18 protein-coding genes and 1 tRNA gene are annotated in these 23,291 nt (G+C 58.3%); 13 read left to right on the plus strand and 6 right to left on the minus strand.

The window, feature by feature from the left end; translation table 11 throughout:
* The first annotated feature begins 144 nt into the window (after window positions 1-144).
* The 4 genes from ftsH to P5540_13590 are packed head-to-tail and all read left to right on the plus strand — an operon-like array spanning window position 145 to window position 5,078.
* Window positions 145-2,103 carry an ATP-dependent zinc metalloprotease FtsH gene (gene ftsH, locus P5540_13575; protein ID HRT65845.1) on the plus strand — a complete coding sequence of 653 codons (1,959 nt, stop codon included), beginning with the start codon at window positions 145-147 and terminating at the stop codon, window positions 2,101-2,103.
* Window positions 2,104-2,107: 4 nt separating this feature from the next.
* Window positions 2,108-2,941 carry a dihydropteroate synthase gene (gene folP / locus P5540_13580; protein HRT65846.1) on the plus strand — a complete coding sequence of 278 codons (834 nt, stop codon included), beginning with the start codon at window positions 2,108-2,110 and terminating at the stop codon, window positions 2,939-2,941.
* 40 nt (window positions 2,942-2,981) lie between these two features.
* A complete protein-coding gene (gene glmM, locus P5540_13585; protein HRT65847.1) occupies window positions 2,982-4,325 on the plus strand; it encodes a phosphoglucosamine mutase in 1,344 nt (447 codons plus the stop codon).
* Window positions 4,326-4,349: 24 nt separating this feature from the next.
* A complete protein-coding gene (locus P5540_13590; protein HRT65848.1) occupies window positions 4,350-5,078 on the plus strand; it encodes a pyridoxine 5'-phosphate synthase in 729 nt (242 codons plus the stop codon).
* Between the two features lie 311 nt (window positions 5,079-5,389).
* On the opposite strand, the gene P5540_13595 is transcribed toward P5540_13590, so the two are convergent.
* From P5540_13595 to P5540_13605, 3 genes are read right to left on the minus strand one after another with little or no spacing between them, the layout of a single operon-like run.
* A complete protein-coding gene (locus P5540_13595; GenBank protein HRT65849.1) occupies window positions 5,390-6,034 on the minus strand; it encodes a DUF3299 domain-containing protein in 645 nt (214 codons plus the stop codon).
* 54 nt (window positions 6,035-6,088) lie between these two features.
* Window positions 6,089-7,342: an ABC transporter permease gene (locus P5540_13600; GenBank protein ID HRT65850.1), complete on the minus strand. Its 1,254-nt coding sequence runs from the start codon at window positions 7,340-7,342 to the stop codon at window positions 6,089-6,091.
* Window positions 7,339-8,001: an ABC transporter ATP-binding protein gene (locus P5540_13605; protein HRT65851.1), complete on the minus strand. Its 663-nt coding sequence runs from the start codon at window positions 7,999-8,001 to the stop codon at window positions 7,339-7,341. Before P5540_13605 ends, P5540_13600 begins: the two co-directional genes overlap by 4 nt.
* Window positions 8,002-8,140: 139 nt before the next feature.
* Here P5540_13605 and P5540_13610 point away from each other — a divergent pair, with 139 nt between their 5' ends.
* The 3 genes from P5540_13610 to P5540_13620 all read left to right on the plus strand — a co-directional run bounded on the left by P5540_13610 (window position 8,141) and on the right by P5540_13620 (window position 11,120).
* Window positions 8,141-9,016, plus strand: coding sequence for a sugar phosphate isomerase/epimerase family protein (locus P5540_13610; GenBank protein ID HRT65852.1), 876 nt, complete (start codon window positions 8,141-8,143; stop codon window positions 9,014-9,016).
* Window positions 9,017-9,146: 130 nt separating this feature from the next.
* Complete coding sequence (locus P5540_13615) at window positions 9,147-10,544, plus strand: Gfo/Idh/MocA family oxidoreductase (protein ID HRT65853.1); 1,398 nt, start codon at window positions 9,147-9,149, stop codon at window positions 10,542-10,544.
* A gap of 327 nt (window positions 10,545-10,871) precedes the next feature.
* Window positions 10,872-11,120, plus strand: a complete 249-nt coding sequence (locus tag P5540_13620; GenBank protein HRT65854.1) for a hypothetical protein — start codon at window positions 10,872-10,874, stop codon at window positions 11,118-11,120.
* A 277-nt stretch (window positions 11,121-11,397) separates the two neighbouring features.
* Here P5540_13620 and P5540_13625 read toward each other — a convergent pair.
* Window positions 11,398-11,475 (minus strand) — tRNA-Glu (locus tag P5540_13625).
* Window positions 11,476-11,668: 193 nt separating this feature from the next.
* On the opposite strand from P5540_13625, the gene P5540_13630 reads away from it, so the two are divergent.
* On the plus strand, window positions 11,669-13,561 hold the full coding sequence (locus P5540_13630; GenBank protein ID HRT65855.1) for a potassium transporter Kup: 1,893 nt from the start codon (window positions 11,669-11,671) through the stop codon (window positions 13,559-13,561).
* A 9-nt stretch (window positions 13,562-13,570) separates the two neighbouring features.
* Here the strand turns inward: P5540_13630 and P5540_13635 are convergent, their stop codons facing one another.
* Both P5540_13635 and rsmI read right to left on the minus strand, forming a co-directional pair.
* Window positions 13,571-14,530: an alpha/beta fold hydrolase gene (locus P5540_13635; protein ID HRT65856.1), complete on the minus strand. Its 960-nt coding sequence runs from the start codon at window positions 14,528-14,530 to the stop codon at window positions 13,571-13,573.
* A gap of 52 nt (window positions 14,531-14,582) precedes the next feature.
* Window positions 14,583-15,314: a 16S rRNA (cytidine(1402)-2'-O)-methyltransferase gene (gene rsmI / locus P5540_13640; GenBank protein ID HRT65857.1), complete on the minus strand. Its 732-nt coding sequence runs from the start codon at window positions 15,312-15,314 to the stop codon at window positions 14,583-14,585.
* A 104-nt stretch (window positions 15,315-15,418) separates the two neighbouring features.
* Here rsmI and P5540_13645 point away from each other — a divergent pair, with 104 nt between their 5' ends.
* From P5540_13645 to P5540_13665, 5 genes are read left to right on the plus strand one after another with little or no spacing between them, the layout of a single operon-like run.
* On the plus strand, window positions 15,419-15,955 hold the full coding sequence (locus tag P5540_13645) for a hypothetical protein (GenBank protein ID HRT65858.1): 537 nt from the start codon (window positions 15,419-15,421) through the stop codon (window positions 15,953-15,955).
* On the plus strand, window positions 15,948-17,123 hold the full coding sequence (locus tag P5540_13650) for a hypothetical protein (protein ID HRT65859.1): 1,176 nt from the start codon (window positions 15,948-15,950) through the stop codon (window positions 17,121-17,123). Before P5540_13645 ends, P5540_13650 begins: the two co-directional genes overlap by 8 nt.
* A gap of 5 nt (window positions 17,124-17,128) precedes the next feature.
* Window positions 17,129-19,615 carry an ATP-dependent Clp protease ATP-binding subunit gene (locus P5540_13655; protein ID HRT65860.1) on the plus strand — a complete coding sequence of 829 codons (2,487 nt, stop codon included), beginning with the start codon at window positions 17,129-17,131 and terminating at the stop codon, window positions 19,613-19,615.
* Window positions 19,612-21,918 carry an outer membrane protein assembly factor BamA gene (gene bamA, locus P5540_13660; GenBank protein HRT65861.1) on the plus strand — a complete coding sequence of 769 codons (2,307 nt, stop codon included), beginning with the start codon at window positions 19,612-19,614 and terminating at the stop codon, window positions 21,916-21,918. Before P5540_13655 ends, bamA begins: the two co-directional genes overlap by 4 nt.
* Before the next feature lie 46 nt (window positions 21,919-21,964).
* Window positions 21,965-23,272, plus strand: coding sequence for an ATP-dependent 6-phosphofructokinase (locus P5540_13665; GenBank protein ID HRT65862.1), 1,308 nt, complete (start codon window positions 21,965-21,967; stop codon window positions 23,270-23,272).
* The last annotated feature ends 19 nt before the right edge of the window (window positions 23,273-23,291 follow it).

Consider the following 23,291-nt stretch of genomic DNA (forward strand, 5'->3'; position numbering starts at 1 on the left):
GACTCAATTTGACATGACCCGCCCCAATCGCTTCCTTAGCCGGGGATTACGGTTCGTTTGTTTGTTCGACCAAGGTATGGTATCATGGCTTCAAATGGAGGGTGTCTCCATTTTTGGCCAAAAGAAAAGGCGGTCGAATACGTAATGAACAGTTTTTTCAAGCAAGTCTCCCTGTGGATCGTGCTGCTGATGATTGCCGTGCTGGCATGGTCGCAGTTTTCGAACACGCAGCGATCCCAGGAAAAGTTGACGGTCCGGGATTTCGAGCAGGCCCTCAAGGATGCGAATATCAAACGCGTTTCCTACACCATGTTGGGCGATCAGCGCTACGATTTCAAGGCCGATTTCATCTCTCCGGTCAAGGGCAACAACTCGATCCGGTTCTATTACCACGAAGTTCCCAAGGAATGGCTCGAAACGTTGGAGCGAAACGGCGTCACCATCGAGCCGAAAATGGAAGACACGCTCTGGATGGGGCTTTTGTATCAGGTCGTCCCGCTGATCCTCATCATCGGTGTCTTCTGGTTTTTCATGTTTCGTCAAATGCAGGGGGGCAGCAACAAGGCGCTTTCCTTCGGGAAAAGCCGCGCGCGCCTGATCAATCAAAGCGACAAGCCCGTCACGTTCAACGACGTGGCCGGCGTGGACGAGGCGAAGGAAGAACTGCAGGAAATCATTGATTTCCTCAAGGATCCGAAAAAATTCAGCCGTCTCGGCGGCAAGATTCCGAAGGGCGTGCTGCTGGTCGGACCGCCCGGATCGGGCAAGACGCTTCTGGCGCGGGCCGTGGCCGGCGAGGCCAATGTCCCCTTCTTCAGTATCAGTGGATCGGACTTTGTGGAAATGTTCGTCGGCGTCGGCGCCAGCCGTGTCCGCGACCTGTTTCAACAAGGCCAGAAACATGCGCCGTGCATCATTTTCATTGATGAAATTGACGCGGTCGGCCGCCAGCGCGGGGCCGGACTCGGCGGCGGCCACGATGAACGCGAGCAGACGTTGAACCAGTTGCTGGTTGAGATGGATGGGTTCAACACCAGCGAGGGCGTTATCCTGATGGCCGCGACAAACCGACCGGACGTCCTGGATCGCGCGCTGTTGCGTCCGGGGCGTTTCGACCGGCAGGTGGTGGTCAGCAATCCCGACATCAACGGGCGCGAGGCCATCCTGCACATCCATATCCGTAACAATGGCCTGCCGCTCGACGATGATGTGGACGTGCGTAAAATGGCGCGCGGCACGCCCGGTTTTTCCGGCGCCGACTTGGCCAACATGGTCAACGAGGCCGCTTTGCTTGCCGCGCGGCGCAACAAGGACAAGGTCAACATGCAGGACTTTGAAGATGCCAAGGACCGCGTGTTGATGGGACCGGAACGCCGCAGTCTGGCCATCAGTGAAAAAGAAAAACGCCTGACAGCCGTGCATGAAGCCGGGCATGTCTTGGTCGGCCGGTTGACCCCGCATACCGATCCGATTCACAAGGCGACGATTATTCCGCGCGGGCCGGCCTTGGGGCTGACGAGTTGGCTCCCCACGGAGGACCGGCACAACGTCAGCAAGTCCTATTGCCTGGCCACCTTGCGGATGGCGATGGGCGGACGCGCCGCCGAGGAAGTTGTGTTCAACGAGTTTTCGAGCGGCGCGGCGGGCGATCTTCGCAGTTCGACGGAACGCGCGCATCTGATGGTGTGCGAGTGGGGGATGAGCGATCTGGGGCCCATCTCCTTTGGGGCGAATGCCGAAGTCTTTCTTGGACGCGACATCCTGAAGGAACGGAATTTCAGCGAGGAAACCGCTTCGGCGGTTGACAATGAAATCCATCGTTTGCTGAATGACGCCTATGCGGACGCCAAGGATCTCATCCTGAAAAACCGGCCTATCCTCGATGCGCTGGCGCAGGAACTCTATGAAAAAGAGACGCTCGAAGCGGATGAGATAGATGAAATTATCCGGGCAAACGGCGGCCAGGATTTGATACCGCCGCCGCCACCCAAGGAACCCAAACATCGCGACCCGCTAACCCCGGCGCCGATTCCCGTCAAGCCCGAACGCGCGCCCGGACGCCCGGTGGCCCAACCCGGCGATGTAGTGCCCGGAACCGCCTGATCCCATGCTGCTTGCGGAGCGGCTTCACGCGGAAGGCCCGCGCACATGGGTCATGGGCATCATGAATATCACCCCCGATTCTTTTTTCGACGGGGGGCGAATCGCCGATTTGGACATGGCAAAAACCGTCGCCGGGGGGATGATTGCCAACGGGGCCGATATTCTCGATGTGGGCGGCGAATCGTCGCGGCCGGGCGCGGAACCGGTCCCTGTCGAAGTCGAATGGGCGCGCATCATGCCCGTTGTCGAGTCCGTCGTCCCCTTGGGCGTTCCGATTTCCGTGGACACGTATCATGCGGAGACGGCCCGCCGGGCGCTGAGGCTCGGCGCGCGCATGATCAACGATATTAGTGCGCTCCGGCACGATCCTGAAATGGCGGATATCGTGGCGGAGGCCGGTTGCGACTGTGTCCTGATGCACATGCTCGGCACGCCCCGGACCATGCAAATCAGTCCGCGTTACAACAATGTCATTGACGATATTTGCGCCTTTTTCGACGAGCGTATCTCGTTTGCCGTTCGCGCGGGCATCCGCGAGGAGGCCCTATGGCTCGATCCGGGCTTTGGATTCGGGAAGTCCGTCGGGCATAATCTCGCCATCCTACGCGGATTTCGCGCCTTCACCCGTTTCGGAAGGCCCTTGGTGATAGGCACATCGAACAAATCAACCATTGGGACGGTTCTGGACCTTCCCGTGCATGATCGAATGGAAGGCACGGCGGCCACCGTGGCTATCGCCATTGCCAACGGCGCATCGTGCATTCGCGTCCACGATGTGCGCGCCATGACCCGTGTCGCCCGTATGAGCGACGCCATCGTCTACGGACTTTCAACGTGATATAATGTTTTTCATTCCGGCAACGAGGAGACTTTGCACAATGGCAGATCGCCTTTTTGGCACCGACGGCATTCGCGGAACCGCCAACATCCATCCAATGACGGCGGAAACGGCGCTGAAAGTGGGACGGGCGGCGGGGTATATCTTTCAGCGGGAAGATCGCCCACACACCATTCTTATCGGGAAAGACACACGTTTATCCGGTTATATGATCGAAAACGCGCTGACGGCCGGTCTTTGCTCGATGGGCGTGCATGTGTTGCTCGTCGGGCCGTTGCCCACGCCGGGCGTGTCGTACATCATGCGAAGCCTCCGGTGCGACGGGGCAATCATGATTTCCGCGTCGCACAACCCGTTTCAGGACAACGGCATCAAGTTTTTTGGGCCGGACGGTTTCAAAATCGCCGATGAAATGGAGGATGAGATCGAGCGCCTGATTTCATGTCCGGAAACCGATGGAATCCGCCCGACCAATGAACGCATCGGCACGGCCCGGCGCATAGACGATGCCGTCGGTCGTTACATCGAATTTGTGAAGGCGTCTTTTCCAAAAGGTATGCGGCTCGACGGCCTCAAAATCGTCTGCGACTGTGCCAACGGCGCCACTTACAAGGTCGGCCCGTTCACCCTGTCCGAATTGGGGGCAACCGTCATTCCGATTTCGAATGCGCCCAACGGACGCAACATCAATCACAACTGCGGTTCGGTGCATCCCGAAGACATGCGCGCGGCCGTCATCAAGGAGCGTGCGGACCTCGGCATCGCCTTCGACGGCGACGGCGACCGTATCGTCATGGCCGATGAAAACGGCCGCATGCTCGACGGCAACGCGATTCTTGCCGTTCTTGGCGCCGATCTGCTCGAACGCGACAAATTGCCGGACAAGACCCTGGTTACGACCATCATGGCCAACACGGGGCTCGAACGCGCGCTGAAACCATTCGGCGGGCGCGTCCTACGCACGAAAGTGGGCGACCGGTATGTGATAGAACCCATGCGCGAACACGGATACATGCTCGGCGGCGAGTCGTCCGGCCACATTGTCATGCTCGAATACAACACAACTGGCGACGCAATGATCGCCGCGCTGCACGTCTTGGCCACGATGATTCGGCGCGACCAGCCGTTGTCCGTCCTTGCCAACGCGTATCAACCGGTGCCCGAAGCCCATGCCAAGGTGCCGGTCAACGGCGTTTGGCCTTCGGAAAATGCGCTTGAAGACGTGCGCCGGGAAGGCGAGTCGGAGATAAACGGCGTCGGATGCGTGGTCATCCGCCCATCGGGAACCGAACCCGTGATTCGCGTCATGGTGCAGCATGAATCCATCCGAAAAGCCGAGGCGCTGGCAAAACATCTTGCCGGACGAATCGCCGGATTGCGGTGAAATTGAACCACGGAGGTCACGGTAATGATCAAACTCGGAGTCAACATTGATCACGTTGCGACGCTGCGCCAGGCGCGCAGGGGCACGGCGCCCGATGTCATTGCCGCCGCGAAAATCTGCGAACTTGCGGGAGCGCACCAGATAACCGTCCATCTTCGCCAGGATCGACGCCACATTCAGGATCGCGACGTGGAACTCCTCCGCCAAGTCCTACTTGTCCGCCTCAATCTCGAAATGGGCGCGACAGACGAGATCATACGCATCGCACACCGCATCAAGCCCGATGTCGTTTGCCTTGTGCCCGAAAACCGGCAGGAAATCACCACGGAAGGCGGGCTCGATGTCGCTTCGCAAAAAACACGCTTGAAAAAAGTGGTGAGCGGTTTCAACAAGGCTGGGATCGAGGTCAGCATGTTCATCGATCCCGACAACAAACAGATTGACGCCAGCGCCGCGGTTGGAGCGAAGTATGTCGAACTCCATACCGGCTGTTATGCGAATGCGAAGGGGGATGCCGTGTTCGAGGAACTGGACCGTCTGTTCGCGGCTGCCGATCGTGCGCAACAGGCGGGGCTCGTCGTCAACGCCGGCCACGGCCTGACGGTTCGCAATCTGCCGCTCGTTGCGGAAATCCCCGGCCTGCACGAGGTCAATATCGGACATGACATCATGGCCCGCGCCCTGTTCATTGGCCTTGAAAACGCCGTCACCGAAATTCTCGACGTGCTTGAAATGTATTCGGCGGGCGAATAATCTTGGGGTGTTGTTCAGTCCAAACGTTGGGAAAACAGTGATACAGGGTCATTGTTGTCCCAAAGTATTGTAAAAAAACACAATACCGCAAGGAGGCATGTTTTACCTCGTTATCCCGTTCATCTGCTCGGTATCCGCGTGTATCTGCATCATCAGCGGAAAACCAAACGATCCACGGATGACGCAGAAACACGCGGATGGAAATCAGGGGATGAATGTTCGGGCCAGGCGATTCCAAACTCGAATCCGCATGTCAGAGTTGTCCGCAATTATACAAAGAGTATCCTGCGTTCCGGGCCGAAATGCCGGTATCAAGGCGCCTTGGGCGGTTCTTGGCCTTCCAGAAGGGGTTCTTGTTGGGCTTCTTCGCTCTGCTTGGCGCCGATGGCGTGCTGGACGTGTTCTGTGGTAATCTTTTTTCGCGTGAGTTTGCCGCCTTTTTCGGCGGCGCCGCGCGTTGCATCCTTGATTACATAGAAAAACTTTGTTCCGGGTCCCTCGTTCAATGTCAGATCGCCACTGACGATAATGGGCTCCTTGACCAGATCCACCGACGTATTTTCGGCCATTTGAACCAGCATGACGTCGCGCATGGGGGGCGCCTGGCAGAAGTAGCATTCGATTGGAACGGGCAGCAGAATGAACTCCTTGATATTTCGGAAATCATAGAGCGGCACCATGAAACCGATGATGCTGACCTTTTCGTCGCGTTTTTCCATGAGGCGCTTGTCGAAGGTGGGGCCGGTCTTGCGGGAACCGGTGGTCTTGCGCAGGATGTCCCATGAAAGCAGTTCGACGCCCGATCCGCGCTGCTTGGCCTCGGCCGCCTGCCGGACCTTTTCCATGCGATCTTTCAGCGTGCCTCGCTGCATCTGGCCGTTGACGAACACGACTACGCCCAGAATGACGATCACGCCCAGAAAAGTGCCTATATCGCGGACTACGCGTCTTCTCACGATGAATACTCCCGGATGGATTATGCAACCGGGGTGAAACGATAGCAGGAAGGACTACAATTCCGCAAGATCGCGGGCCACATCGGTGCGATATGCCTGCCATGCGGGCAAAATGCCGGCAAGCAGGCCGACAAGCGCGATGGTGGCAAAGGCCGCCCATTGCTCCTGGGTCAATAGGCCGAATAGGCCGACGCCGAGTCCGTAGCGGCGTTCAAGGTACTGGCCGATTGCCCAGCAGACGCCGTTGCCCAGCAACCAGCCCACGCCGATGCCAAGCAACGTCACCAGGAACGCTTCTATCAGGACGGAACTTACTATTTCGTAAGCGGACGCACCGAGGGCGCGCATGACGGCCAGATCGCGTTTGCGTTGAAAAATGGACAAGTAAAGCCCGATCAGGACGGATATGGCCGAAATGACCACGACGAGATAGCCGACCGCCAGCAGCACGCTCTTGGCCGTGCCTAGGATGTTGGCGTACAGATTTGCAACCTGCTGAATCGGGATCGTCGCCATCGCATTGAATGAATCGTTTACATACTCCACGAATTGAAAACGAAGCGAGGGGCTTTCCAAGGCGATGAGGATTGCGGTCACTTCGCGCGATTCATCATGATCCTCGTGATGATCGCCGTCTTCTTCCTTGGGGTGGGCGTGAACATTCCAGACGGAATCCATCGAACAAAAGATGGCGCGATCGTTCGGCGTGCCGGAAGCCGCCAGAATACCCACCACCGTGTACGGGGCGTCGCTATGATCGTGCCCCAGCCCTTCGGGCAATTCGATGAATCCGTGGGAGCCGATAAAGGAATCGCCCAGCTCGAGACCTTCCGCTTCGGCCACGGCACTGCCGACCACGGCCTCCATCGGCTTCTCGAACGGACGCCCCGACGCGAAGGAAAACGGCTGGCGCGTCTCGCCGGTGATTGCGCTGGTCCAGGTATAACCGAAGATTTCCGGGGTTGTGCCCACGATGCGGAAACCCCGGAACGTGTCGCCCATGCAAATCGGAAACGCCGCCGCGACATCCTCGTGATTTTTCAGGGCTTCATAATCGGAGAACGCGATGTTGCCCGTCGGCACGTCCATGAAGTACAGGGCGCTCAGGACGAGTTGCAGGGGGCTGCCCTTCGCGCCCACAACGATATCGAAAGCCTGGCCTTCTTCCTCGAAGCGTTTGCGGGTTTCCTCGCGGAGCGTCAACACGGAGTAGATGAGACCGACTCCCAGCGCAACCGACAGAATCGTCAACAGCGTTGTCAGTTTGCGATTCCATAAATAGCACCATGCAATGCGCCACAGGCTCATGCCGAAACCTCCTTGACGAGCCCCATGCAATTGAATTGATCCGCGCACCGCCGGGCGATTTCCTGCGCATGCGTCACGAGGAGCAGCGTCACGTTTTCCTCGCGGCACAACTCGAGCAACAAATCCATGACGCTGTCGGCGGTCCTGGGGTCGAGACTCCCCGTCGGTTCGTCGGCGGCCACGATCTTTTGCCTGTTCGCGAGCGCCCGCGCAATGGCCACCCGCTGCCGTTCGCCCACACTCAGCGTCGCCGGCTTGCTGTGCAGCCGGTGGCCGAGTCCGACCCGTTCAAGCAGTTGCGTGGCGCGCGATTTCCACTCCGCCTGCGGTATCGTGTCGCTGAATCGCATGCCCAGTATCACATTCTGCAACGCGGTAAACGGCGCCAGCAGATTGAACGTCTGAAAGACGAATCCGAACCGCTCGCCGCGAAAACGGTCCAGCCGGCCTTGGCTCAGTTTCTGGGTTTCCACGCCGTCCACCCGGATTATTCCGTCGTCCGGCCGCAACAGGCCCGATATGAGATTGAGCATCGTGCTCTTGCCGCAACCGCTCGGACCCCACAACGCCATTTGGACCCCTTCCGGCGCGGCAAACGCTTCACACCGAAACTCGACGCCCGGTCCAAGCCGGCGCCGTACCTGCCGTAATTCAACCATTTGATAAATTCCTTTGAATGGCTTTCCGTTTGATACGATATCAAAACCGCTGGAAGGCTTCCACACATGGGGGTGACGGCCGGTTTTTTTGACCGCTGCCCAAAAGCGTAATATGTCTTGGATATGAAAGGACAAAATCATGAATGATGCAAATGATTCACGACGCCGTTTTCTTGTAACGTCCCTTTCAGCCGGAGCGGCGTTGACGATGGGCGCGCTTGGAGGAGTGCCGATGAAAAGCAACGCGGAAGAGGAAAAGAAGATATCTTTCGTCACGGCCAATTTGGTTGCCCGGGTTTCAGGCTACCGTTTTGAATTGGCAAACTGGGGCGAACAACACAAGAAAACGGTCGCCGCCACGGATGAAGCCGCCTGGAGGTCCATTTGCAGGGAAATCTCCGCCCATGGATTCCGAGCCATTGAAATTTGGGAAGCCCATGCGTCGCCGGAAGTGATGGATCGCAACCGCGGGGCCGCCTGGAAGGCGATAATGGACGATTGCGGACTCAAGGCCATCGGGTATGGCGGCACGCTGAGCCGTAAGACCCTCGAGGTCTGCCAAGGGTTGGGCATTCCGCAAATCAACGGATGGATTGGGGAAAACACGCCCGAGCAAGCCACGGCTCTGTGCAAGGAAACGGGTGTGCGCTTCAACCTTGAGAACCATCCCCAGAAGACCGCCCGGGAACTGCTCGATATTGTGGGAGGCGGAAATGATTGGCTGGGGATTTGCATTGACACGGGCTGGCTGGGCACCCAGGGCGTATCGGGACCTGAAATCATCCGTGAATGCGGCCAACTGGTGCGAAATACACATATCAAGGATGTCAAGGCCGCCGGCGGTCACCAAACCTGCCTGTTGGGCGAGGGCGTCGCCCGGGTGGCGGACTGCATCGCCGAATTGAAGAAGATCGGTTACACCGGCTGGTATTCGTGGGAAGACGAACCGGAAGACCGGAATCCTTTTGACTCGGCGGTACGCAATCGAAATTGGATTGAGAAACAACTGGGGTGAAACCCTTCCATGCGTCATTCAATCAGGAGGGTTGCCGGGGTCATGGCGCCGCTGACTGGCCGGTAGGCTTTGGAGTATACTTTGTTCCGTTTGGTTTGGCCGTGCCAGAAAAGGAAGAAGGAGAAATGCCATGAAGAATACCGGAAGGATGAACAACGCGGACGTGAAGATGCCAAGGCGCGATTTCGTGAAATGCGCCGCCGGAGCGGCCGCCGTTTCGGTGATTCCGCGTACTTTCTTTATCGGGGCGGCCGGAAAACCGCCAAGCGAGAAACTCAACATCGCCGCGGTGGGTATCGGCGGCATGGGCAAGAGCAATCTGGGGAAATGCGAGGCGGAAAACATCGTGGCGTTGTGCGATGTGGACCAGGACTATGCCGCGCCGGTCTTCAAGAGATATCCGAAAGCGGCGAAATACGTGGATTACCGCGAGATGCTCGACAAACAAAAAGACATTGATGCGGTAATCGTGGCGACGCCCGACCACACCCACGCGGTGATAGCCATGGCCTGCATCAAAGCCGGCAAGCACGTGTATGTCCAGAAACCGCTGACACATTCCGTGCATGAAGCCCGCGCATTGACCGAGGCGGCCCGCGAACACAAGGTCATGACCCAGATGGGCAACCAGGGGCGCTCGGGCGACGGCACCCGCATGGTGTGCGAGTGGCTGTGGAGCGGCGCCATCGGCAACGTAACGGAGGTCCATGCCTGGACCAATCGTCCCGTGTGGCCCCAGGGGGTCGAGGTCGAACGTCCCAAGGACAAGCCCCCGGCGCCCGCGACGCTCAATTGGGATCTTTGGCTGGGCCCCGCCCCATTCCGCGATTACCACCCATGTTATCTTCCGCGAAGTTGGCGGGCATGGTGGGATTTTGGAACGGGCTCCTTGGGCGATCTGGGCTGCCACCTTCTGGACTCGGTGTTCTGGGGGCTCAAACTGAAATACCCGATAAGCGTTGAAGGCTGCATCTCCACCTACTGGGAGGACTTCTGGAAGTATACCGAGCCAAAGAACGAAATGTACCCGCGTTCGTCCATAGTGCGCTACACGTTTCCCGCGCGAGAAGGTCTGCCGGAAGTGAAGGTGCATTGGTATGACGGTGGGCTGATGCCCCCGCGTCCGGACGAACTCGAGGAAGGGCGCAAGATGGGCGACGAAGACGGTGGAGTCCTCTTTATCGGCGACAAGGGCAAACTGATGTGCGGATGCTACGGCAAGAGTCCGCGCTTGATTCCCGAATCCGCCATGAAAGACTTCAAGCAGCCGGAACAAACCCTGCCGCGCGTCCCCGGTGGCGAAGGAGGTCACGAAAAGGATTGGATCCGGGCCTGCAAGGATGGAAAGCCTTCCAGTTCCAACTTCGATTATTCCGGCCCGATGTCCGAAATGGTCCTCATGGGCAACCTCGCCGTCCGTTTCCCGCAACAGCGACTGCTGTGGGACGGGGAGAAGATGCAGGTTACCAACAACAAGGACGCCGACGCCTTTGTCCGTGCTCCCTACCGCGAAGGATGGAACTTGTAGGCTATCGCGTTATCTGCTTCAGCCGTCAGCCCAACGCTCCTTGCTTTGCCCCGAACGCTCGCAAGCCCAACGCAGCAAATTCGGGGAAACGGCAACCGTGTTCATTGCCGTTCCTTCCTGACGGTCTTTCTCTCGGCGGCCTCTGAGCCACCGCAAACGTCGTTCTTGACCTGATTCACGACCACGTCTACTTGTCCCTATGGGCCGTGGCTATTCGTGACGACAACGTCGCGTATTAAACCAATGATGAAATATATGCACAAAATCTGCCGGACGTACTTGTGGCAAGGGAAGGAGGGGTGCCCAGGGCATCGGATCCAAGTCCGGTTGTTCGAGAAGCACGTCCTTGAACAGATACTGACTTGGGCCTTCAGCGAGGGCAACGTCAAGACGGTTGTGGCGGAAGTGCGGAAGGCATTGCTCGAACGGCATAAGCCTGTGAAGGAACTCCGGGCCAAGATTGCGGAAGTTGACAGGAAGTTGACCTGCTACTATGACGCCTTTGAAGACGGCACGTTGGACCTGGCGAACATGGGCGACAGGGGCAAGGAACTGAATCAAGAAGAAGGTGTTTGAGGATGATCTTGAGCAGCGGACCACGATAAAGGAATTGCCGCCGCACCTGAGCAGTCCCGAAGCCATAGCCTTCATTCAGGATGAGTTGCGGAAGCTTGTGTTCACCGGCAGCCCACAAACCGTCAAACGGTATCTCGGTATGCTGGTGGAGGACATCATACTGGAAGGCAAGAAGGTGAGGATTCGAGTCAAAAACGAGGGGATTTTGGCGCTGTTGGAGCAAAAAGAAAAGTTAAATACCGGCGAAGTGGCGCCAGTACTTAACTCGGTTTACAAATGGCGTCCCCAACGAGATTCGAACTCGTGTCGTCGCCGTGAAAGGGCGGTGTCCTAGGCCGGGCTAGACGATGGGGACGCCGTGAAAAGGCTTCGCCTTGCGAAACAGGAAAAACCGGTTTCGGATGGGATGATAACAATGCGAATCGGGCCATTTCAAATTTTTATGTCCCGTTTCATGTCCCGCGAAATGGGGCCAAGGTGTTGCCGCGTGACTCTTGGACGCTTTTTTGATAGGATCCGGACTTTGTAAATGGGCAGAAGTTCAATCCATGCAACAAAACAAAGACGTAAAAAGTTCGGGTCTTGCCCTTCTTGTGCTGGGCGCGTTGGGGGTCGTTTACGGCGACATTGGAACGAGTCCGCTGTATGCCCTTCGTGAATGTTTTCATGGCATCAGCCGCCTCGAACCGTCTCCCGCAAACGTCCAAGGCATCCTGTCGCTCATTTCTTGGGCGCTGATCGTCATCATCACCGTGAAGTATGTCGGTTTCGTGCTCCGGGCGGACAATAACGGGGAAGGCGGCATTCTGTCCTTGATGACCTTGGCCTTGTCCCGGATTCCGGAAGAAAGTGCGTGGAGACGATACGCCGTCATGACCATGGGGATCTTTGGAGCGGCCTTGCTCTACGGGGACGGCATGATCACCCCTTCGATTTCCGTTCTCAGCGCCGTGGAAGGCCTCGAAGTCGCCACGCCATTTTTCAAACCCTATGTGGTGCCCATCACGCTCGTGATTCTGCTGTTGCTCTTCGCGTTTCAACGCCGGGGAACGGCGCGTATCGGCGTTGTTTTTGGCCCTATTATCCTGATCTGGTTCTTTGTCATTGCCACGCTGGGCGTAATGGCCATTGTCCGCCAGCCGTCGGTGCTGTTTGCCCTCAATCCCCTGCATGGAGTGCGTTTCCTCGCGGCCAATCGTTCGATGGGTTTCCTGGTGTTGGGGGCGGTTTTTCTGGTCGTGACCGGCGGCGAGGCGCTCTATGCCGACATGGGTCATTTCGGGCGCCGCGCCATTCGCGTGGGCTGGTATGGGGTGGCGCTTCCCGCGCTGTTGATGAACTATTTCGGGCAGGGTGCGATCCTTCTTGAAAATCCAAAGGCGGTGAGCAACCCCTTTTACGCCCTTGCCCCGCAATGGGGCATTATCCCTTTGGTTGTCGTTTCGACCACCGCGACCATCGTGGCGTCGCAGGCCATCATCAGCGGCGTCTTTTCGCTTACGCGGCAGGCCGTGCTCCTCGGATATCTCCCGCGGATTCCCGTCATTCATACGTCCTCCAGCACCATTGGCCAAATCTATGTTCCCGTGGCCAACCGATTTCTGCTTATGGCGACCATTGGGTTGGTCTTGTTGTTTCGATCGTCGTCGGGCCTTGCCGCCGCATACGGCGTCGGCGTCACGATGGACATGCTGATCACGACGTTGCTTCTTTACGTTGTTGCGCGTGAACGCTGGGGATGGCGCCCATGGGCCACCCGGCTTCTGGTCGGCCTGTTTCTCGTATTCGAGATTGCGTTCTGGTCTTCGGCCATCCTCAAGGTTCCGCATGGCGGCTGGGTGCCGCTGGTTGTCGGAACCATCCTGTTTACCGTCATCACCACATGGCGGAAAGGGCGCCAGATTTTGAATCAGCGCCTATATGCCCGGGCCGTTCCGTTGGATGAGTTCGTGCAAAAGGTCATTCCCCATGAAACACAACTCGTCCGGGTGCCGGGCGCTGCCATTTTCATGTCGGGAAACCTCGCCACAACACCCCCGGTGTTCCTTCATAACATCAAGTACAACAAGGTTTTGCATGAAACGGTGGCTATCATGAATGTCGTGGTCGAGGAGATTCCATTTGTCCCTCGCTCCGAACGGATCGTCATCGAAAATTTGGGTCATGGATTCCATCGCATTAAGGCCCGCTATGGATTCATGGAGTCGCCGCATGTCAACGAAATCCTTGCGTTGTGCGCAGAGCAAGGCTTGCAGATTGACGGGCGCACGGCGGGATTTTTCATCGGACGAGAAAATATACTTATTACTGACAATCCCGGCATGGCCAAATTCCGGCAGCGTCTTTTTGCGTTTTTGGCGCGAAATGCGCAGGGCGCCACGTCGTTCTTCGGCATTCCCCCGAACCAAGTGGTCGAACTCGGCGTCCAAGTCCAGTTGTAGGCCGTTCGGCTACATGCGCTCGCCCATCAAATGGCGGCGTGCCCACACGATCATCGTTTCGATGTTCAGCGCGCCTTCATGGCCGTTGTACGGAAACACCTCGATGAGTTTTTCGCGTACCGGTATCCGGTTGTATGCCGAGAAGATGCTCGACGGGACGCACAACTCGTCCTGTAACCCCACCGATACGAGTGTCGGGCACTGGATGCGGTCCGTCATGTTGTTCAACTCGACGTAACTCAGTGTTCGCATGGCTTGATCGATGTCTTGGGGCCGTCGTGCAAAATACGTGATCAAGTCTGTCCACAGCGCCGCCTTCGTCAATTCAAGCGTCCGCGGGAAATGACAGAAGGCCGGCACCTCGGCCATGCAGAGTTTTACCCGATTATCCAGGCAGGCCGCCGCAAGACTCAGCCCGCCGCCCTGGCTGCATCCTGTCACGCCGATGTGTTGTGGGTCCACTTCCATGCAGGTGTGGGCGAATTCGATGGCCCGAACCGTATCGAGGTAACTCCGCACGAAATAATACTGCTCCGGCTCGAGAATTCCGCTTGTCAACCATCCGGTGAATCGCCCGCCCGGATACGCCGCGTGATCCGTGCTGTCGCCCAATTGCCCGCGCACGTCGAAAGTCAGGCAGGTGAACCCCTGCAGGGCCCACATCAGGTAGTGGGCGATTCGTCCCTTGTCGCCGCTGTAGCCGTGAAAAAAAATCAGCGTTGGACGCCGCTGTGTGCGGACCGGCGTGATGGACCATCCCGCGATACGGCCGCCGTCGAATGCCGCAAACGACACTTTTTCGACCCGCACATCCGGCACCGAATAGGCCACCGGTTCCGCGGCCGGATCCAGCGGTTGTTGCCGGTTCCGAATCAACATCTTGTTCCAGAAATCCTGGAAATCCGGTTCTTGCCGCAAGGGCAGCAAGTAGGTCCACAATTGTTCCAACGGCAAATCAAACTGAAACATTGCCCAGCACCTCCTGTTCGTTGTCAAGCGCCGCGTTGCGGGCCTTAGCGGATCAGACGGATCCGTCCGATCCGCCTGGATCGTCCGCCTGCACAAACTTCGGATTCGATCCCGCGATTACCACGGTTACCTCGCCCTTGATATTCCGGTCCCGAAACTGATCCGCCAACCCGGCCAAATATCCGCGGTGGATCTCCTCGAACTTTTTCGTCAACTCGATGCAGACCGCCGCCAGGCGGTTGCCCAACACGGCCAGTGCATCATCCAGCAATTTGCCCACGCGGTACGGCGACTCGAACACCACCAGGGTATGCAGCGCATCCCTGTCCATTTCCAGAAACCGTTGCCGGGCGCCCGATTTTCGCGGTGGAAATCCCTTGAACGTGAAACTCGATGTGGGCAAACCCGACGCAATCAGCGCCGTCAGCGCCGCACTCGGCCCCGGCACGACTTCAACCCGGAATCCCCGTTCGCGGCAGGCCGCCACCAGCCGGTAGCCTGGATCGCTGATTCCGGGAAATCCGCCGTCAGTACACACGGCGACCGATGTCCCGTTTTCCAGCAAACCCAGTATGCGCCGGCCCGCTGATTCCTCGTTGTGTTCGTGGTACGAAAAGATGGTCCGGGGACTGGGGATATCGTGTCGTTCGAAAATGCGCCGCGTCAGCCGCGTGTCTTCGCATGCCAGCGCTTCGACTTCGCCCAAGATTCGCGCCGCCCGGAAAGATAAATCCTCCAGGTTGCCAATCGGCGTTGCCAGCAAATAAAGCGTTCCATTGCACATGCCGCCAACACTATACGATTTTCCCGGCGCTGCGCAATCCGATTTCATGACGGCAAATGGACAGTGGGCCGCGTGAATGGTATACTTTACGGGAGGTGGCTCCCATGTTGTGTCAACGGTGTCATAAAAATCTGGCGACGGTTCGCTACGCGGAAGTCGTAAGCGGCAAGGTGCGCGAACTTCCCTTGTGTCAAGATTGCCTGGTCAAGCGCCAGGAAGAATCGGGTGCGGGTTTTGAATTATCGGGACCGGTGCCGGCGTCGCGCACCGGATCGCCCGCGGCTAGGCCGCCGCGTCCGCGCGCGCGCTCGGTGCGGACCTGTCCGTCATGCGAAATGCACGTCGGTAAAGTCCTCGACACGGGCCGCGTGCAATGTCCGGCGTGTTATGAAGCGTTTAAGGCGGAAATCGAGCCCATGCTGGCCGGACTGCACGGTGGTATCGAACATTGCGGCAAGTCGCCCCGGCTAAACGACCATCGCGTGCGCAAGAGCGCCGAACTCCAGGCAAAACGGGCCTTGCTGCGAACAGCGGTCGAAATGGAGCATTACGAGGAAGCCGCAACGCTGCGCGACGCCATCCAGCGTCTGGAGGCCGAATTGGAAAGCGACGCCACACTGCAAGGCAGCAGCCATGGTTGAGGCATGGATCCAGAACCGTCCGCCTTGGGTTTCCGGCACGGGCCAGGAAGCTCCGGTCGTGGTGTGGAGCCAGTGTAATCTGATGCGGAATCTGGCCGGTTTTTTCTTTCCCGCCGCATGTTCGCGCGAAGAAATCCGTGCTGTCGAAGAACGGATTGTGACAGCCTTGGATTCGATGGGCACGCCGGACGCGGGGGTGTATTTTCCGTTGGAACGGCTTGAACGGCTTGACACGCTTTTTCTGGCGGAGCGCCGATTGATTCCCTTTGATCTTGCCCATGGCACGGCGCAGGGGGGGGTCTACCTTGCGCAGGATCTTTCCCATGCCATAGCCGTCAACGGCACGGATCATCTTTGCCTGACCGCGTTGGCGGGGGGACTGGAACTGGACGGATTGTGGAGCCGTTTGAACACCTTGGACGACGGTTTGGCGGACTGTGTGGACTATGCGTTCGACAAACACCGGGGATACCTGACATCCTCGCTGAGCCATGTGGGCACCGGGCTGAAAGTCAGCGTGTTGTTGCATCTGCCGGGTCTTGTCGCGGCGAATGCCATGACGGGGTTGGTGCAGGTGGCCCGTCAGCGCCGCCATGCCATCCATGGTCTCAAACCGACGGTCGTGCAGGCGTCGCCGCCCGATTCGTCTTCTTATGTGAGCGAATCTTTCTTTAGCGATCTCAGCGGGGCGCTGTATGGCGACATCAATGAAGCGCAGGGCGATCTGTTCCTGTTGACCAATCTGTCGGCCTTGGGCGTTTCGGAGGAGGAAATCCTTTTTCACATCCGCCACACCGCCGCCGACATCGTCGAACGTGAACGCCGGGCGCGGCAGGCGTTATTGAACAAGGAACGGATTCAGGTCGAGGATCGGGTGGCGCGTGCGCTGGCCATTGCCGGCAACGCACATCTGATGGGGTTTGTGGAGGGACTGGGAGTGCTGTCCTCCATCCGGCTTGGTTTCGACTTGGGGCTGGCGCCGGGGTGTACGCTGGATGCCTTGAACGAACTTTTGTTGACGTTGCAGAGCGCCCATATCAAGGCACACATCGGTCGCGACTGCGATGAATGGACGCTGAGCGTGGAACGGGCCCGGCTGTTCCGCACCCATTTCGCGCCGGCACAGACACGAACGCGCCATCGGGCCGATACGCCGAACAAGGAATAGATGTCATGTGGGAACGATTTACGGAACGCGCAAAGCATGTGGTCAGCGCCGCGCGCGAGGAAGCCGCCCGGCTGGGCAGCGAATACGTGCGGACGGAGCATATCCTCCTTGGATTGTGCCGCGAACCGGAAGGGATTGCCGCCCGCGCCCTTGAAAATCTGGGTGCGGATCTCGAAGCCATTGCGCAGGAGATCGAACAGCAAATGCCGCCGGGCGCCAGCGCCGTGTCAAGCGAGGAAATCACCTTCACCCCGCGCGCGAAAAAAGTGCTGGAATTGGCGGTCGAGGAAGCCCGGAGATTCAATCACAGTTATATCGGCACCGAACATATCCTGCTTGGTCTGCTCAAGGAGGGCGAAGGTACGGCCGCGAAAGTCCTGCATGATCTTAAAATCGATCAAAACCGGGTCCAGAATGAAATCGTGCGTCTGCTGGGCGAACAGGGTCGGCCCGGAGCGCAAACGGGCGCGGCGCGCAAGTCGCAGACGCCCGCCTTGGATGCGTTCGGACGTGATCTGACCGAACTGGCGCGTGAAAACAAATTGGATCCCGTCATCGGGCGCGAATCGGAAATTGAGCGCGTCATCCAGATTCTCAGCCGCCGCACGAAGAACAATCCCGTGCTTATCGGCGAGGCCGGCGTCGGCAAGACGGCCATTGTCGAGGGGCTTGCCCAGGCGGTGGTCAACGGGGACGTGCCCGACCTGCTCTTGCGTCGGCGGGTGCTCTCGCTCGACTTGGCGGGCATCGTGGCGGGCACGAAATACCGCGGCCAATTCGAGGAACGGCTCAAGTCCGTCATGAAGGAAATCCGCCGCGCCGACAACATCATCCTGTTCATAGACGAATTGCACACCATTGTGGGGGCGGGCGCCGCCGAAGGCGCCGTGGACGCCGCCAACATGCTCAAACCGTCGCTGGCCCGCGGCGAGTTGCAGTGCATCGGCGCGACGACGATGGACGAATACCGCAAGTACATCGAGAAAGACGCAGCGCTCGCACGCCGGTTTCAGACCATCCTCGTCGATCCGCCCACCGTGGACCAGACCATCGAAATCATCCGCGGCCTGCGCGACCGCTACGAGGTTCACCACAAGGTCAAATTTTCGGAAGACGCGATTGTGGCCGCGGCGCGCTTGTCCAACCAGTACATTACCGACCGTTTTCTGCCCGACAAGGCCGTGGACGTGATTGACGAGGCCGGCAGCCGCGCGCGGCTTCGCATTACAACCCGTCCGCAGGAATTCAAGGACATCGAGGCGGAGATCGAAAAGGTCAGCGCGGAAAAAGAGGCCGCCATCCGCCATCAGGAATACGAACGCGCCGCGCGGCTACGGGATCGCGAGCGCAATTTGATCGCCAAACTGGACGAACGCAAGCGACAATGGGAAAAGGAACGCGATTCCTCCGAAACGGTCGTGACCGGCGAGGACATCGCCTTCATTGTGTCCAAATGGACCGGCATCCCGTTGACGAAACTCGAGGAAAACGAGTCGGAACGGCTGTTGCGGATGCGGGATGAATTGCACGCAACCGTTGTGGGCCAAGATGAAGCCATTGACGCCATCACCCGCGCCATCCAACGATCCCGCGCCGGACTCAAGAGCGCCCGGCGTCCCGTGGGGTCGTTCATGTTCCTCGGGCCGACCGGCGTGGGCAAGACGCTGCTGGCCAAGGCGCTCGCCGTGTTCTTGTTCGGCAGCGAGGATGCGTTGATTACCATAGACATGGCCGAATACATGGAAAAGTTTGCTGTGTCGCGACTGGCCGGCGCTCCGCCGGGGTATGTCGGATACAACGAGGGCGGCCAACTGACCGAACAGGTTCGCCGCCGTCCCTATTCGGTGGTCCTCTTCGATGAAATAGAAAAGGCGCACCCGGACGTGTTCAACGCGCTTCTCCAGTTGATGGAAGACGGTTTCATGAACGATGCGACCGGCCGCAAAGTGGATTTCCGCAATACGGTCATCGTCATGACGAGCAACGTCGGCGCGCGCCGAATCGGACGAAACACCACGCTTGGCTTCCAACGCGACTCGGAAACCGAACAGTACCAGCGGATGAAAGACCGCGTGATGGAAGAAGCCAAGAAAGTCTTCAATCCGGAGTTTCTCAATCGCATTGACGAAGTGTTGGTGTTTCACCGTCTCAACCACGAGGAATTGTTGCGGGTGGTTGACATCCAATCCGCCGAAGTGGTACAACGAGTAGCCGAAAAGGGCATTCAGCTCAGGCTGGCGCCCGAAGCCAAGGAATTCATCGTCGAAGTCGGATGCGACGACGAGTATGGGGCGCGGCCGTTGCGGCGGGCCGTGCAATTGTACCTCGAGGATCCGTTGGCCGAACTCCTGTTGCGCGGGGGATATCGGCCGGGCGATGTGTTTGAGGCGAAGCGTTCCCCGGAGGAAAAAAAGCTTGTGTTCGAACGGGTTTCGAGCGTCGAATCCCCCACGGACGCGGGCCAACCCCTAGCGGAAGGTGTTGCCACGTGAAGACATGCTCGACCTGGGTTATCCTGCTGGCGCTGGCATGGACCGCGATGTCCGTTTCAGCCCAGGACACGGCCAGCCGGAACGTCAAAAGCATTGATGTGACGGGTTTATCGGCCGTCAGTGAACAGTTGGTTCGCTCCCATATCGAATTGCAGACGGGGCGCGATTACAATCCGACCGTTGTGGCGCGCGATCTTCGCCGCCTGTATAGCCTCGGCCATTTCGATACCATTCGCGTGGATGTGGAATCCGGCCCGGACGGATTGGCCGTTACCTATGTCTTTTCCGAAAAGCGAAACATCGAATCCATCAAGATCATCGGCAACGACAAACTGCGGGCAAACAAAATCCGCGGCGTCATCACATGGAAAGAAGGCGATGCGTTTGCGCCGGACGCCTACGACGAGCAGCGCAAGGCGATTCTGAAACTGTATGAAAGCAAAGGATTCGCCAATACCACCGTGGACATCGGCGCGGAAGACGTGGGCCAGGCGAAGGTCCGCGTCGTCTTTACCATCAACGAGGGCCGGAAAGCCCGTATTCATTCAGTCGTGTTCGACGGCAACCAAGCGCTCAGCGACCGCCAACTCAAGAAAGGCCTGAAGACCAAGCGCGGGTTCTGGTTCGTCGGCGGCAAATACAATGAAGAAAAGTTCGAGATGGATTTGAAAAAAGTCGTGGACAAATACGGCGATGCGGGCCATCTCGACGCGGAAGTGAAGGGCACCCAGATTACGTATACGCCCAACGGCAAAAAAATGGATATTCATATCGCCGTCGTCGAAGGGCCGGAATTCAAGGTCGAGAGCATCGAACCGGCCAACAATGTCGTCTTTGACGACGATGAAATGATGACGATCGCGAAAGTGCACGCGGGCGATGTGCATAACAAGGGCCAAGTGGCCCGCGACGCCGACGAAATCGCCAAGGGCTACCAGGACAGCGGCTATGTCAACGCCGAAGTCACGCCGCAAGTCACGCTCGATCGTGAAAAGAACACCACCCATATCGTCTACAACGTCAAGGAAGGCGATTTAAAATATCTCAAGCAGATTGACATCACAGGCAATTCGGTGACGAAGGACGAGGTGATTCGTCGTGAAATGCTGGTTTCGCCCGGGGATCGCGTGGACGGCAACCGTTTGACGCTGAGCCGCCAGCAACTCGAAAACACCCACTATTTCGACACGGTCCGCCTGACGTTGCACGACATCGAAGACAGCGATCTCTACACCAACCTTCTGGCCAATGTGGAGGAGTCGAAGACAGGCAGTTTCAACTTCGGCATGGGATACAGTTCCGAGGAAAGCGTGGGAGGATTCGCGGAATTCCGCCTGAACAATTTCGACATCGCGAATCCGCCGAGTTTTGCGGGGGGCGGCCAGATTTTTTCGACCCGCCTGTACATCGGCACGATTCGCGAGCAGTACAATCTCAGTTTCACCGACCCTGAAATCTTCGGGTATCCGCTTGGCATGGGCTTCGACGTTTTCGATGAATCGTACCGTTATTCGCGGCGGTCCCATTTCACGGAAGAAAGCCTCGGCGGCCAGATTCGTTTCATCAAACGGCTGTCGCCCAGCGTGACGCTCCGCACCGCCATCCGGTATTCCGACGTGAGTTACCACGACATCGCCTCGGAGTATACGCCCGAATGGAGGCGCGAGTTCGTCGAGAGCAATACGCTTAGCAACAGTTGGTCCATCATGCGCAAGACGCTGGATCACGACCGCGATCCGAGCCGGGGAAGCAAGCACGAACTGGTTGCAACCATTGCCGGTTTTGGCGCCGACAACAATTTTTACCGTTTTGAACACGATTCAACGTGGTATTTTCCGCTTAGCAGTTCCAAAAAATGGATCCTGTCTTTCCGCACGCGCGAGGGCTGGGCCGAGGCGTACGGTTCCAGCGATCGCCTTCCGATTTCCGAACGGTTTTTCGTGGGCGGCACGGACACGGTGCGCGGTTATGAAAACCGCGATATCGGCCCCAAGATCAAGCGCTACCAGGAGTACAAGGAGCGCGAAGCGATCGGCGGTTCCCTGCGGCTGATTGACAATCTGGAAGTGAAGTATAAAGTCACAAACATGCTGCGGTTGTACGCGTTTGTGGATGCCGGCGGCGTGTGGTGGGATGCCGGTGATTTCGATTTCGGCGACATCAAGTTCAGCAGCGGCTTGGGGCTGGGATTCGATATTCCCCGCATGGGACCGTTGCGGGTGGACTGGGGCGTGCCAATCAACCCGGATTCCGATCAGGTCCGCTCCGGACGCCTTCATCTCATGACCGGGTTTGCGTTCTAGCGTACCTCTTCCGATCCGTGCCGGGTGAACGTGCGAGGCATTGGCTGTGTTGAGCAGCGAACGGTTTGAAGTGCATACCTTGGCGCCGCGCCGGCGGCGATCCCCGTTGAAACTGACGACGGCCTGGGGAGATGGTGTGGCCAACTTCGTGCCGGATGAGGCGCGAGTTCGCTTTCAGGTGGTGATTGCCCCGGATTTGCCGCCCTGCGACATCCTCGTCGAAAAGGCCGGTCCCCGCGAGCGTATCCATTTCGATCCGGCGCGGACCTGCGCGGCCATTGTGACCTGCGGTGGTTTGTGCCCCGGCCTTAACAATGTAATCCGAAGCGCCTATTTTGCGCTGCACTACAATTACGGCGTGGAAAATATCTTTGGCATCCGTTACGGATACATGGGAATGGATCCGGCCGCAAATCTGGAGCCCATTCGGTTGACCCGCGAATTTGTCGAAAATATTCACGAACGGGGCGGTTCGGTGCTGGGGTCGTCCCGTGGCGCGGTGGATGTGTCGGCCATGGTGGATTTTCTAATCGCGCGGAGCATCAACATTCTTTTTTGCATTGGTGGCGACGGCACCCAGCGCGGCGCCAATGCCATCGCGCAGGAGGCGCTGCGGCGCAAGGCCGATATCGCCGTGGCGGGCATCCCCAAGACGATTGACAACGACATCCTGTATGTGTCTCGCACGTTCGGATTCAACACCGCCCTCGAAAAGGCGAAAGAGGTACTGGACTGCGCGCACGCCGAGGCCACCGGCGCGCCCAACGGCATTGGACTGGTCAAATTGATGGGGCGCGACGCGGGATTCATCGCCGCCGGCGCCACGCTGGCGAGCCAGCAAGTCAATTTCACGCTCATCCCCGAATGCCCGTTCAAACTGGAAGGCCGGCAGGGTTTTCTACCGATGCTGATGAAGCGTCTCGAAAAACGCGGCCATGCCGTCATTGCCGTGGCCGAGGGCGCCGGACAGGACCTTTTTCCCGATGCCGACGCGGGCGCCGATGCCTCCGGCAACAGGCGGCATCGCGACATCGGCCTGTTGCTGAAAGAGGCCATTGCGGCCTATGCCGCCGCGCACAAAATCCCGATCAATCTCAAGTATTTCGATCCGAGTTACATCATCCGAAGCGTTCCGGCCAATTCCGATGACAGCCTTTTCTGCAATGCGCTGGCCCGAAATGCCGTGCATGCCGCCATGGCCGGAAAAACCGGGGTCCTTGTCGGACTGCTGAACGATCAGTTCGTTCATATCCCTATCGCCACGGCCGTCGAGGGGAAAAAGCAGGTCTCGCTCGAAAGTGAACTATGGCTTGGCGTCATCGAGGCCACGGGGCAGCCCCACTCGTTCAGGTAGCAACCCTCCGTATTGTTGT

The organism is Candidatus Hydrogenedentota bacterium, assembly GCA_035450225.1.
Lineage (GTDB): Bacteria > Hydrogenedentota > Hydrogenedentia > Hydrogenedentales > SLHB01 > DSVR01.